Source organism: Nocardia jiangsuensis (genome assembly GCF_042650385.1).
Classification (GTDB): Bacteria; Actinomycetota; Actinomycetes; order Mycobacteriales; family Mycobacteriaceae; genus Nocardia; species Nocardia jiangsuensis.
Window position 1 is genome coordinate 139,923 of sequence record NZ_JBHSAX010000017.1, and the last position, 12,895, is coordinate 152,817.

Here is a 12,895-nt window from a genome sequence, read left to right on the forward strand (position 1 = left end):
GGTTCCTCGACCGGTTCGGGCTCAAGCTCGCCGGGCTGGCGATGGTGCTCCTGCTGGTGGCGGTCGCCGCGGTGGCGCTGACCATGTTCGTCGGCGGGTTCACCCCGGTCGCGGCGGTCACGGTGGAGGCCCCGCGGAGCGGTCTCGTGCTGGACCCGGACGCCAAGGTGCGGGTGCGCGGGGTGGAGATCGGCCGGGTCACCGGGGTCGACACCACCGGTGCCGACGCCAGGATCGCGCTCGCGCTCGACCCGGACCAGCTGCACCTGGTGCCGTCGAACGCGCGCGTCGACATCCGCTCGACCACCGTCTTCGGCGCCAAGTACATCAACTTCGTGATCCCGGACGACCCGTCGAGCACCCCGCTGCGGTCGGGCGCGACGGTCGCCGCGGAGTCGGTGACGGTCGAGTTCGACACCATCTTCCAGCACCTCTCCCAGGTGCTGAACGCGCTGGAGCCGGAGAAACTGAACGCCACGCTCGCCGCGCTCGGCTCGGCGCTGGACGGCCGCGGCCAGAAGCTCGGCGAGCTGCTGAGCACCAGCGACGCCTACCTGCGCGAGATGAACCCGTACCTGCCGACCCTGCAGCGCGACCTCGACGCCACCGCGCAGGTCACGAACATCTACGCCGATGCCGCGCCCGACCTGCTCCGCGCGGTCGACAACCTGACCGTCACCGGCGGCACCCTCGTCCAGGAACAGCGCAACTTCGACGGCCTGCTGCTGAACGTGATCGGCATGGCCGACACCACCGGCGCGGTGCTGCGCGAGAACGAGACCCAGGTGATCACCGCGCTGGAGCTGCTCACTCCCACCACCTCGCTGCTGAATCAGTACTCGCCCGCCCTGTACTGCCTGGTCAACGGCTTGGCCACCGCGCTGCCGCTGGGTGAGGCGGTCTTCGGCGGCGGCCAGGAGGGAGTCGCGCTGAACACCAACTTCATGTACGGCGCCGAGCCGTACACCTACCCGAGGGACCTGCCGAAGGTGAACGCCACCGGCGGCCCGAGCTGCCGGGGCATCTCCGACCGCTACCCGGGCATGCACTCCGACTACACCGTCACCGACACCAGCGAGGGCGCGCCCTACACCCCGAGCACCAGGCTCACCCTCGGCCCCAAGGTGTTCGAGATCCTCTTCGCCGGCATGCCGGGGGTGGGGCAGCCGTGAAACGCAGCAATGCCACCGGCATCAAACTGGCGATCTTCACCGTGGTGATGACGCTGATCTTCGCCGGGCTCGTCGTGGTCTTCAGCCAGATGCGGTTCTCCCGGGAGGAGGGCTACCACGCCGTCTTCACCAGCTCGTCCGGCATGCTGCCCGGCGCGAAGGTGCGGATCGCCGGGGTTCCGGTCGGGTCGGTGAGCTCGGTGAAGGTCGGCGACGACCACCGTGCGCACGTGGAGTTCGACGTCGATCGCCGGTTCCCCCTCTTCACCAGCACCAGGGCCGCGATCCGGTACGAGAACCTGGTCGGCGACCGCTACCTGGAGCTGCTGGAGGGGCCCGGCTCGGCCGAGCAGCTGCGCTCCGGCGGCAGCATCCCGCTGGAGCGCACCGCGCCCGCGCTCGACCTGGACATGCTGCTCGGCGGCTTCAAGCCGCTGCTCCGCGGGTTGGATCCGGGCCAGGTGAACGACCTGACCAACGCGCTGCTGCAGATCTTCCAGGGCCAGGGCGGCACGCTGGTCTCGCTGCTGAACAGCGGCGGCTCCTTCTCCCGCACGCTGGCCGACCGGGACGCCCTGATCGGCAGCGTGATCACCAACCTGAACACCGTCCTCGCCACCATCGACGAGCGCGGCGACCAGTTCGAGACCACCATCGCCGAGCTACAGCGCCTGGTCAGCGGGCTGGCCGAGGACCGCGACCCGATCGGGGCCGCGCTGCCCCGGATCGCGGGCGCCACCGGCGATCTGACCGACCTGCTCGCCCAGGCCCGCCCCGACCTGCGCGCCACCATCGCGCAGACCGACCGGCTGGCCACCAACCTGAACGCGGGCGAGGCCGACGTGCAGTGGGTGCTCGACAAGCTCCCGGAGACCTACCGCAAGCTCATCCGGATCGGCTCCTACGGCTCCTTCCTGCAGCTCTACGTCTGCGAGACGAACATCGTGATGGACGGCCCGAACGGGCAGCCGATCCAGATCAACCTGCCCGGTCCGCAGTCGAGTGGAAGGTGCGCTGACACAGAATGAGCGAACAGCGTTCCCCCACACTGACAGACGGTCGTTCCACGACGATGACGATCGGCATCGTCGGCCTCGTGCTCGCGGTCGCGATCGCCCTGTCGGCGCTGCAGTTCGACCGGCTGCCCTTCATCCGCTCCGGCGCCACCTACACTGCCTTCTTCGGCGACGCGGGCGGGCTGGTCCCCGGCGACGCGGTGCAGGTGGCCGGGGTGCGCTCGGGCCGGGTCGAGGACGTCCGGCTGGACGGCGCGAAGGTGCTCGTCACCTTCAGTCTCAATGAGTCGATCGTGCTCGGCGAGAAGACCGGCGCGGCGATCAAGACCAACACCGTGCTCGGCCGCAAGTCGCTCGAGGTCTCGCCGGACGGGCCCGGCGCGCTGCGCGCCACCGACACCATCCCGCTGGAGCGCACCAACTCGCCGTACTCGCTGAACGAGGCGCTCGGCGACCTGGCGGGCACCGTGCAGGGCCTCGACATGCAGCGGGTGGACGAGACGCTGGACGCGCTCTCGGTGAGCTTCGCCGACACTCCGGCCCCGCTGCGCTCCGCGCTGGACGGCGTCACCGCGCTCTCGCGCAGCATCAACACCCGCGACCAGGCGCTCACCGACCTGCTGGCCAGGGCGCAGCGGGTCACCGAGATCCTGGCCGAGCGTGGCACCCAGATCAACGCGCTGCTGCTCGACGGCAACGAACTCCTCGGCGAACTGGACCGCAGGCGCACCGCGATCAGCCAGCTCATCGTCTACGTGAACGGCCTGGCGCTGCAGCTGCGCGGCGTGATCGCGGACAACGAGGCCCAGCTGAACCCGGCGCTGCGGAAGCTGGACCAGGTGCTCGACCTGCTGACCAGGAACCGGGAGAACATCTCGCTGGCGCTGGACCGGCTCGGCCCGTTCTCCGCCGCGCTCGGCGAACAGGTCGGCAGCGGGCCGTACTTCCAGGCGTACGTGGTGAACGCGACGAGTACCGGGCTGCAGATCCTGGTCGACTCGCTGGTCTGGCCGCAGCACCTGCCCGACTCGCTGCGCCAGTACCTCGCCGACCCACCGCCCTCGATCGGGCCCGCCGTTCAGGAGCCGCCGCGATGACCGTGCGGAACACCGTCAGCAACATCCCGCGCCGGACCCTCGCCATCGGGGCCGCGGTGCTGGTCGTCGCGCTGCTCGCGGTGGCCGGGTACTTCGGCCTGCGCAATATCGGCACCACCACCGTGACCGCCGAATTCGCCTCCACCGCGGGGCTCTACGAGGGCGACGACATCCGGATCCTCGGGGTCGAGGTCGGCCGGATCGACGAGATCGAGCCCGGTGACGACAAGGTCGCGGTGACCATGACGCTGAACCGCGGTGTCGAGGTCCCGGCCGAGGCCCGCGCCGTCCTGATCGCCCCCTCGCTGGTCTCGGCACGATTCATCCAGCTCGCCCCGGCCTACACCGGCGGCGCGAAGCTGGCCGACGGCGCCACCATCGGGCTGGAGCGCACCGCGGTCCCGGTGGAGTGGGACGACATCAAGACCGAGCTCTCCAAGCTGGCCACCACGCTCGGCCCGGTCGGTGACGACGAGCAGGGCTCCTTCGGCCGCTTCGTGAACGTGGCCGCCGACAACCTGGACGGCAACGGCGACCGCTTCCGGGACACGCTGCGCGAGCTCTCCGCGACCCTGACCACGCTCTCCGACGGCCGCACCGACCTCTTCGGCACCATCCGCAACCTGCAGAAGTTCGTCGAGGTGCTGAGCGCCAGCAACGAGCAGATCGTGCAGTTCGGCGGCAGGCTGGCCTCGGTCTCCTCGGTGCTGGCCGGGGTCTCGGCCGAGCTCGGCGCCGGGCTGGACAACCTGGATCTGGCCATCGTGGACGTCCGGCGCTTCCTCGACGACAGCGGCACCCAGCTCACCGACAGCGTGCAGAAGCTGGCCCAGGCCACCCAGATCCTGGCCGACAAGCGCCCGGAGCTGGAGCAGGCGCTGCACTCCGGCCCGACCGCGCTGGTGAACTTCTATCAGCTCTACAAGCCCGCCCAGGGCACGCTGACCGGCGCCATCGCGCTCGCCAACCCGGGCAACCCGATGAGCTTCCTCTGCGGCTCGGTGCGCGCGCTGGAGAAGAACCAGTCCGACCGCAGCGCGGATCTCTGCAACGAGTTCCTCGCCCCGGTGATCCAGTCGCTCGGCATGAACTACCTGCCGATCATGACCAACCCGGCGACCGGCGTCACCGCCTTCCCCGACCAGCTCGTCTACAGCCCGCCGAGCCTCGCCGCCGAGGGCCCGCGGGATCAGGGCCCCGCCCCCGCGCAGGCGCCGATCTCGGTGCCGCAGGGGCTGGCCGGGCTCGCCATTCCGGGAGGTGGGCGATGAACCGCCGATGTCTGACCGTGCTCGCCGCGGCCGCCGCGATCGTGCTCGGCACCACCGGCTGCGAGTGGGACGGGCTGAACTCGATTCCCATGCCCGGCGCCAAGGGCACCGACGCCGGCGCCTACCAGGTGCACATCCAGATGCCGAACGTCACCACGCTGACCCGAAATTCGCCGGTCCGGGTGAACGACGTCGCGGTCGGGACGGTCGCCGACATCGCGGTCGAGGGCTGGCACGCGCTGGTCACCGTCTCGCTGGAGCAGGACGTGCGGCTGCCCGCCAATGCCACCGCCGCGATCGGCCAGACCAGCCTGCTCGGCAGCAACCACGTCGAACTGGCGCCGCCGAGGGACGCCGCGCCCGAGGGCGAACTGCGCGACGGCGACACCATCCCGCTGGCGCGGGCCTCGGTGTACCCGACCACCGAGCAGGTGCTCTCCTCGCTCTCGGTGGTGCTGAACGGCGGCGGCATCTCCCAGCTGGAGAACATCACCCGCGAGCTGAACACCGCGCTGACCGGCCGCGAGAGCGACGTCCGCGACCTGATCGTCCAGCTCAACGACCTCACTATCGGCCTGAACGGGCAGACCCAGAGCATCATCGACGCCATGGGCGGGCTGGACCGGCTCGGCGGAGAGCTGGTCGCGCAGCGCGACGTGCTCGCCGCCGCCATCACCGACATCCACCCGGCGCTCACCGTGCTCGCCGACCGGCGGGCCGAGATCACCAGGGCGCTCACCGCGCTCGGCGACCTCAGCGACGTCGCCGAGCGGATCATCGACGCCAGCGGCGACGACCTGAAGGCCAACCTCGCCGCGCTGCACCCGGTGCTGCAGACGCTGGCCGACACCGGGCACAACCTCACCGAGTCGCTCAAGATCATCGCGACCTTCCCGTTCCCGATGAAGAACCTGGACCGGGCGATCAAGGGCGACTACCTGAACCTCTTCATGACGCTGGACCTGACCGCGGCCAGGCTGGACTCCAACTGGCTCACCGGAACCCCGCTCGGCGGCCGGTTCGGCGGGATCGAGGGCGTGCTCGGCACCATCGCGCCGGAGACCGCGAGCCAGCCGGGCAACCCCGCGCTCGGTCCGCTGGCCGCGCCTGACCAGGGGCCGGGCCCGACCCCGACCATTCCCGGGCTGCCGCCGATCCCGGGGCTGCCCGCCATTCCCGGCCTGACCGTGCCGCTGCCCGGAGCACCGGCCGCACCCGGAGGTGCCGGGCAATGACGCTCACCCGTTTCGTCCGCATCCAGCTGGTCATCTTCGCGATCCTGACCGCGGTCGGGCTGATCATCATGGGCGGCACCTACGTCGGCGTGCCCGCCATGCTGGGCATCGGCCGCTACCAGGTGACGGTGCAGCTCGCCGCCACCGGCGGGCTCTACCCGAACGCCAACGTCGCCTACCGCGGCACCAATGTCGGCAAGGTGCAGGAGGTCAAGCTGACGCCGGACGGGGTGGACGCGGTCATCTCCATCGACAGCGACCACAAGGTGCCCGCCGACGTCGACGCCTGGGTGCGCAGCGTCTCCGCCATCGGCGAGCAGTACGTCGACCTGATCCCGGCCGAGAACCGCAGCGCCGACGGCGATCTGCGCGACGGCGACGTCATCCCGGTGAACCGGACCAAGCTGCCGCAGGACGTCGGGTCGCTGCTCGACCAGACCGACCGGCTGCTCTCCAGCGTCGCCGACACCAGGCTGCGCCAGGTGATCGACGAGGCGTTCCGCGCCTTCAACGGCGCAGGCCCCGACCTGCAGCGGTTCATCGACTCGGCCGCGCTGCTGGTGCAGGAGGCGCAGAGCAGCGTCGAGCCGACCAAGCAGCTGCTCGACCAGCTCGGCCCGTTGCTCGACACCCAGGTGCAGTCGGACGCGAACATCAGGAGCTGGACCGCCGACCTCGCCACGGTCACCGATCAGCTGCGCGCGCACGACCCCGCGCTGCGCAATATCCTCACCGAGGGTCCCGGCGCGATGCAGCAGGTCACCGACCTCTTCCAGACGCTGCGCCCGACGCTGCCGCTGCTGCTCGCCAACCTGGTGAGCGTCGGGCAGGTCACCACCATCTACCACGCCGGGCTGGAGCAGATCCTGGTCGTCTACCCGCCGCTGGTGGCGGCGCTGCTCACCGCGGTGCGCGGGCCGCTGGAGTACGGCGCGATGGTCGACTTCATGGTGACCGTCAACGACCCGCCGCCCTGCACCACCGGCTTCCTCCCGCCCGAAGAGCGCCGCGACCCCACCCTGCTCGACATCCCGGACACCCCGCCCGGGCTCTACTGCAAGGTGCCGCAGGACGCGGCCGAGGCGGTGCGCGGCATCCGCAACACGCCCTGCCAGGAGTACCCGGGGCGGCGCGCCCCCACCCCTGAGCTGTGCCGCACCGGCGCCTACACCCCGCTCGGCAACAATCCGCCGTTCGGCCCGCCGCAGCCGGTCGAGCCCGCCGGGTACACCGGCGGTGGCTCCGACGGCACGGCCGTGACCCCCGCCTCGGCGCGGGCCTACGACCCGGGCTCCGGGGTGTACATGGGCCCCGACGGCCGTTCGTATCGGCAAGGCGACGTGGCCGACGGGTCGGGCACGGTACCGTCGAGCTGGCAGGCGATGCTCGAGGAGCAGCAACGATGAGCGAGATCAACGACGACAAGCCGCGTGCTCGCCGCCGGGCGCTGCGCTCGGCGGGGCCGCCGCCCGCCGACGGCGGGGACGTCTCGGGTGCCGCACCCGAGGGGACGGCCTCCGGTGACCGCGGTTCCTCCGCGGCGGCGGCCGCCGGGCGGAGCGCGTCCACTGCCCCGGTGCCCACCGCCTCCGACGTGGCGCCGAAGAAGGCCGAGCCTGCGGCATCCGAAGCCGCGCCTGCGAAGGCAGAGCCATCGGCTGCCGCCGAAACCGTGCCGGTGGCTGCGGCCGAGACCGCGCCTTCCGCGGCCGGGCCTGCGGCCGATACCGCGCCGTCGAAGGCCGACACCGTGGCGGCGAAGGCGGAGCCCGCGGCGGCGAAGGTCGCGCTCGACGAGGACGCCGACGAGGCCCCAGCGCCGGAAACGGCCACTCCGGCGCGCTCCTGGAAGCGCCTCGCGCTGACCGCCGCCGCGGCGATCGCCGCCATCGCGATCGTGGTGAGCGCGGTCATCTCGACCCTCGCGGTCCGCGCGAACGACGCCAGGGACGAGCGCCGCAACGAGTACCTGCAGACCGCCCGCCAGACCGTCCTGAATTTGACCACGATCCGCGCCGACTCCGCACGGGAGGACATCGACCGGATCCTCTCCGTCGCCTCCGGCGACTTCAAAACCGAGTTCGACGGCCGCGTCGACCCCTTCACCGACATCGTGCAGCAGGCCAAGGTCGTCTCCACCGGCGACATCGTCGAAGCCGCCCTGGAGCGCGACGACGAGAACTCCGCCCAGGTCCTCGTCGCCGCCAAGCAGACCCTGACCAACGCGGGCCAGGCCGAGCCACAGACCCGCTACTACCGGTTCCGCGTCACCGTCACCCGCGGCGACGAGGGCCTCACCGCGTCGAAAGTGGAGTTCGTGGCATGAGCGAGTCAGGCCCGGAGACGGAAGCGAAGCGTAGCCGCGGAGGGCCCTCGCTCAGGCCGCGTGGATACAGCATGAGCGAGTCAGGCCCGGAGACGGAAGCGAAGCGTAGCCGCGGAGGGCCCTCGCTCAGGCCGCGTGGATACAGCATGAACCGAACCAAGGTCCTGGCCGGTGCCGCGGCCCTTCTACTCCTCGCCGCCGCGATCCTGGCCGGCGTCAACGGCTACCGACTCTGGGACGACAACCGCACCGAGCAGGCCCGCTCCGACGCCGCGACGACCGCGAGCCGCACCGTCTCCGCCATGTTCAGCTACGACTTCAACTCCGTCGACACCGAACTCCCGAAGGCCGCCGACAACCTCGCCCCCGACTTCCGCGCCGACTACCTCACCCTGATCCAGGACGCCATCGCCCCCGGCGCCAAGGAGAAGCAGCTCAGCGTGCAGGCCGACGCCCAGGCCGCGGGCATCGTCTCCGCGGACGCGAGCCACGCCGTGGTCATGCTCTTCCTGAACCAGATCACCACCAGCAGGGACAGCCCGGAGGGCACCACCAGCGGCAGCCGCGTCAAGGTCGAGCTGGACCGCGACGGAGACCGCTGGCTGGTCGCCGCCGTCACCCCGGTGTGAGTTCGCGGGGCAGCCGCACCGTGAAGGTGGTGCCCTGCCCCGGCGCACTCGCCGCCCGCACCGCACCCCCGTGCGCCGTCACCAGCGCGCGCACGATGGACAGCCCCAGCCCGGTACCGCCACTGGCCCTGGTCCGCGAGGTGTCGGTCCGGTAGAAGCGCTCGAAGATCCGCTCCGCCTCGTCCCGGGGCAGCCCGGGCCCGGTATCGGCCACCTCGAGCAGCACCTCGTCCGCCGCGGGGGTGAGCCGCACGGTGACGGCCGTGCCCGGCGGGGTGTGCACCACGGCGTTGCTCAGCAGATTGCCGAGCACCTGCCGCAGCCGGGTGTCGTCGCCGAGCACCTCGAGCGTGCCGGTGCCCGGCCGCACCTCCAGCTCGACGGTGTGCGGCTCGGCGTCCTTGGTCCCCAGCATCCGCGCACTGTGCACGGCATCGCTGGCCAGCGTCAGCAGGTCGACCGGCGCGAGGTCGAGCGGCCGGTCGGCGTCCATCCTGGCCAGCATGAGCAGGTCCTCGACCAGCAGCCCCATGCGCTGCGATTCGCGCTCGATCCGATCCATGAAGAGCGCGGGATCGCTGGTCGCGCCCTGCCGGAAAAGCTCGGCGAAGCCGCGGATGGTGGTGAGGGGGGTGCGCAACTCGTGGCTGGCGTCCGCGACGAACCGGCGCATGCGCTCCTCCGAGTGCCGCGCGGCCTCCTCGGACGCCGTGCGCGCCTCGAACGCGCGCTGGATCTGCGCCAGCATGCCGTTCAGCGAGCGAGAGAGCCTGCCCACCTCGGTATTGGCGTTCTGCTGCGGGACCCGCCGGTGCAGGTCGCCCGCGGCGATGGCGGCGGCGGTGCGCTCGACGTCGCGCAGCGGCCGCAGGCTCCGATCGATCACGAAGTACGCCGCGACGGCGAGCGCAACCAGTACCAGCACCCCGACCACGACCAGCAGCATGATCAGCTGGTCGACGGTGTCCCGGTTCTGGGTGAGCGGCGCCGCCACGGTGGTGGTGCCGTCCCCGGTGCGCAGGCTCAGCACCCGCCACTCGACGTCGGCGTTGTCGGTGGAGCCGACGGTCACCGGCCGTCCGATCGGCGGCTCCGGCAGCGCGGGGGTGGCGTCGATGTTGAAGGGGCGCAGCACCAGCCGGGCGGGGTCGTCCGGCCGCTCCACCTCGACGAAGAACGGGCTCGGCGGCTGCCTCCCGTCCGCCGGGAGCGGCCCGACCAGCCGGTCCGGCCTGGCCCAGGAGAGCGCGGCCTCGCGCAGCTGCTGGTCGGTGCGGTTCAGCAGCGAACGCTCCAGCGCCGAGGTGACCAGCATGCCGGAGGCGACCAGCCCGGCGGCGCAGAGCAGCACCAGCGCCAGCACCAGCCCCACCCGCAGCGGGATCGCCGACAGCCGGGCGCCGAGCGCACGGCGGGCCCTCGCCACCGCGGCCCGGTTCACCGCCCCGACCGCGCGCGCTGCGGTTCGCGCATCACGTACCCGACCCCGCGCAGCGTGTGGATCAGCCGCTGACCGCCGGTGTCGACCTTCTTCCGCAGGTACGACACATAGGTCTCGACCACCCCGACCTCGCCGCCGAAGTCGTAGCGCCACACGTGATCCAGGATCCGCGGCTTGGAGAGCACGGTGCCCGCGTTGACCATGAAGTAGCGCAGCAGCGTGAACTCGGTCGGCGAGAGCGCCACCGGTTCACCGGCCTTCCACACCTCGTGCGTGTCGTCGTCCAGCTCGATATCGGCGAAGCGCAGCCGCGACGTCTCCTTCGGCGGCTCGCCGTGGCCCGCCCGGCGCAGCACGACCCGCAGCCGGGCGACCACTTCCTCCAACGAGAACGGTTTGGTGATGTAGTCGTCGGCGCCGAGCGTGAGCCCGGCGACCTTGTCCTGCACCTCGTCGCGCGCGGTCAGGAAGAGCACCGGCGCGTCGATGCCGTCGGCGCGGAGCCTGCGGAGCAGTCCGAAACCGTCCATGCCCGGCATCATGACGTCGACGATCAGCGCCTGCGGCCGGAAGCCGCGCGCCCGATCCAGCGCCTGCGCGCCGTCCGCCGCCGTCGCCACCTCGAAGCCCTGGAACCGCAGGCTCACCGCCAGCAACTCCACGATCATGGGCTCGTCGTCGACGACGAGCACCCTGGCCTCTGGCGGTGCGGCTGTCATGGAGACCATCGTCGGTCACCGGCCTCCGAAGTCGCTGGACCTTTCCTGTGAAGTCGCTGTGCGCGGTCAGTCGTCGGTGTCGCGATCCACTTCGTCGTCGTCCTCGTCGCCCACGTTCATCAGCGCGCTGCCCGCCACCTGGTCCTGCGCGAGCGCCTCCAGGAAGGCCCGCGCCCAGCGGTCGACGTCGTGCGCAAGCACCTGCCTGCGCAGCGCCCGCATGCGGCGGCGCCTGGTGTCCCTGTCGTCGTCCACCGCGGCCACGATGGCGTCCTTGACGCTGTCCAGGTCGTGCGGATTGCACAGGTAGGACTGGCGCAGCTCGGCGGCCGCACCGGTGAACTCGCTGAGGACGAGCGCGCCGTTCAGCCCGCTGTGGCAGGCCACGTACTCCTTGGCCACCAGGTTCATGCCGTCGCGCAGCGGCGTCACCAGCATGACGTCGGCCGCGACGAAGAACGCGACCAGCTCCTCGCGCGGGATGGGCCGGTGCAGGTAGTGCACCACCGGGTAGCCGACCCTGGCGAACTCGCCGTTGATCCGGCCCACCTGGCGCTCGATGTCGCCGCGCATCTGGATGTAGCTCTCCACCCGCTCCCGGCTCGGCGTGGCGAGCTGCACCATGACCGTGTGCGTCGGATCGACCCGGCCGTCGACCAGCAGCTCCTCCAGCGCGTTCAGCCGGATATCGATGCCCTTGGTGTAATCCAGCCGGTCGACGCCGAGCAGGATGGTCTTCGGGCTGCCGAGCTCGGCCCGGATCTTGGCGGCCCGCTCGCGCACCGACCGGCGCCGGGAGAGCTCGTCCAGCTCCGCGGAGTTGATCGAGATCGGGAAGGCGCCGACCCGCACCGTGCGGAACCCGACCTGCACGACGCCCAGCTTGGAGCGCACGCCGATGGTGCCGCGCGAGGTGGGCTGCCCGGCCAGCCTGCGGGCCAGGTAGAGGAAGTTCTGCGCGCCGCCGGGCAGGTGGAAGCCGATCAGGTCGGCGCCGAGCAGCCCCTCCACGATCTCGGTGCGCCACGGCATCTGCATGAACAGCTCGACCGGCGGGAACGGGATGTGCAGGAAGAAGCCGATCGTCAGGTCCGGCCGCAGCATCCGCAGCATCTTCGGCACCAGCTGGAGCTGGTAGTCCTGTACCCAGACGGTCGCGTTCTCCGCCGCCACCTTGGCCGTCGCCTCGGCGAAGCGCCGGTTGACCTCGACGTACGCGGCCCACCAGGCCCGGTCGTACACCGGGCGCACGATGACGTCGTGGTAGAGCGGCCACAGCGTGGCGTTGGAGAAGCCCTCGTAGTAATCGGCGACCTCGTCCGCGGAGAGCGGCACCGGGTACAGCTCCAGGCCGTCCTCGATGATCGGGTCGACGTCGACGTCCGGGATGCCCGCCCAGCCGACCCAGGCCCCCCTGTTGCTGCGCAGTACCGGCTCCAGCGCGGTGACCAGGCCGCCCGGGCTGCGCTTCCAGCGGCGGGTGCCGTCCGGCAGCTTCTCCAGGTCGACCGGCAGCCGGTTGGCGACGACGACGAAGCCGGAGCCGCTGCCCGCGACGGGTGCGTAGTCGGCAGCGGTGCCGCCGCGGCCGATCGGTTCGGGCCCTGCGTCGGGCGAGACGGTGTCGGAGTCGTCGGACTGGTGGTCGTTCATGTGATCCACTCACGCATCCTTTGCGCAACGAGGCCGCTGACGAGCGTCTGCCGCAGTGTGCTGTTGTATGTGTCGGTCCGGCCGGTCGACGGCGCCCTCGGCGTCGACTGCCCCGGTCTGCCTACTCGGCGCGGACGCCCGTGCCGATGCCGAGCATCGCCAGCAGCATCCGGCACTCGTCGGCGTCCGCGGCGTATGCCGCGACCACCCGCTGTGCCTGACGTGCGGTCTCGTCGGCCAACGGCTCGAGATCGTCGTCCGCGATGTCGTTCGCGCTGCTCTTCGCGGCCATCTGTCAGTCCTCCCGGCTAATACGCTGGTCTCTGCGAATAGTCA

General features: G+C 71.3%; 12 protein-coding genes. 8 read left to right on the plus strand and 4 right to left on the minus strand.

The features are described from left to right. Positions 1–41 precede the first annotated feature (41 nt). The 8 genes from ACFO0B_RS20105 (at position 42) to ACFO0B_RS20140 (ending at position 8,746) form a co-directional block, all read left to right on the plus strand. Positions 42–1,172, plus strand: a complete 1,131-nt coding sequence (locus tag ACFO0B_RS20105) for an MCE family protein (RefSeq protein WP_378614564.1) — start codon at positions 42–44, stop codon at positions 1,170–1,172. Then, the gene (locus ACFO0B_RS20110) at positions 1,169–2,200 is read left to right on the plus strand and encodes an MCE family protein (protein WP_378614064.1); all 1,032 of its coding nucleotides are present in this window, start codon (positions 1,169–1,171) and stop codon (positions 2,198–2,200) included. Before ACFO0B_RS20105 ends, ACFO0B_RS20110 begins: the two co-directional genes overlap by 4 nt. Beyond that, positions 2,197–3,285: an MCE family protein gene (locus tag ACFO0B_RS20115; RefSeq protein WP_378614065.1), complete on the plus strand. Its 1,089-nt coding sequence runs from the start codon at positions 2,197–2,199 to the stop codon at positions 3,283–3,285. The genes ACFO0B_RS20110 and ACFO0B_RS20115 overlap by 4 nt, the downstream gene beginning before the upstream one ends. Beyond that, positions 3,282–4,556, plus strand: a complete 1,275-nt coding sequence (locus ACFO0B_RS20120) for an MCE family protein (protein ID WP_378614066.1) — start codon at positions 3,282–3,284, stop codon at positions 4,554–4,556. Before ACFO0B_RS20115 ends, ACFO0B_RS20120 begins: the two co-directional genes overlap by 4 nt. Continuing rightward, positions 4,553–5,791 carry an MCE family protein gene (locus ACFO0B_RS20125; RefSeq protein ID WP_378614067.1) on the plus strand — a complete coding sequence of 413 codons (1,239 nt, stop codon included), beginning with the start codon at positions 4,553–4,555 and terminating at the stop codon, positions 5,789–5,791. Before ACFO0B_RS20120 ends, ACFO0B_RS20125 begins: the two co-directional genes overlap by 4 nt. Then, on the plus strand, positions 5,788–7,197 hold the full coding sequence (locus ACFO0B_RS20130) for an MCE family protein (RefSeq protein ID WP_378614068.1): 1,410 nt from the start codon (positions 5,788–5,790) through the stop codon (positions 7,195–7,197). Before ACFO0B_RS20125 ends, ACFO0B_RS20130 begins: the two co-directional genes overlap by 4 nt. Continuing rightward, positions 7,194–8,117 carry a hypothetical protein gene (locus tag ACFO0B_RS20135; protein ID WP_378614069.1) on the plus strand — a complete coding sequence of 308 codons (924 nt, stop codon included), beginning with the start codon at positions 7,194–7,196 and terminating at the stop codon, positions 8,115–8,117. Before ACFO0B_RS20130 ends, ACFO0B_RS20135 begins: the two co-directional genes overlap by 4 nt. Before the next feature lie 146 nt (positions 8,118–8,263). Continuing rightward, entirely contained in the window at positions 8,264–8,746 is a 483-nt protein-coding gene (locus tag ACFO0B_RS20140; RefSeq protein WP_378614070.1) for a h domain protein, read from the plus strand. On the opposite strand, the gene ACFO0B_RS20145 is transcribed toward ACFO0B_RS20140, so the two are convergent. The 4 genes from ACFO0B_RS20145 to ACFO0B_RS20160 form a co-directional block, all read right to left on the minus strand. Further along, positions 8,733–10,187 carry a sensor histidine kinase gene (locus tag ACFO0B_RS20145; protein ID WP_378614071.1) on the minus strand — a complete coding sequence of 485 codons (1,455 nt, stop codon included), beginning with the start codon at positions 10,185–10,187 and terminating at the stop codon, positions 8,733–8,735. The genes ACFO0B_RS20140 and ACFO0B_RS20145 overlap by 14 nt on opposite strands. After that, positions 10,184–10,906: a response regulator transcription factor gene (locus tag ACFO0B_RS20150; protein WP_378614072.1), complete on the minus strand. Its 723-nt coding sequence runs from the start codon at positions 10,904–10,906 to the stop codon at positions 10,184–10,186. The genes ACFO0B_RS20145 and ACFO0B_RS20150 overlap by 4 nt, the downstream gene beginning before the upstream one ends. 66 nt (positions 10,907–10,972) lie before the next feature. Beyond that, positions 10,973–12,559, minus strand: a complete 1,587-nt coding sequence (locus ACFO0B_RS20155; RefSeq protein WP_378614565.1) for an alpha,alpha-trehalose-phosphate synthase (UDP-forming) — start codon at positions 12,557–12,559, stop codon at positions 10,973–10,975. Positions 12,560–12,680: 121 nt separating this feature from the next. Beyond that, on the minus strand, positions 12,681–12,851 hold the full coding sequence (locus tag ACFO0B_RS20160; protein WP_378614073.1) for a hypothetical protein: 171 nt from the start codon (positions 12,849–12,851) through the stop codon (positions 12,681–12,683). Between the last annotated feature and the right edge of the window lie 44 nt (positions 12,852–12,895).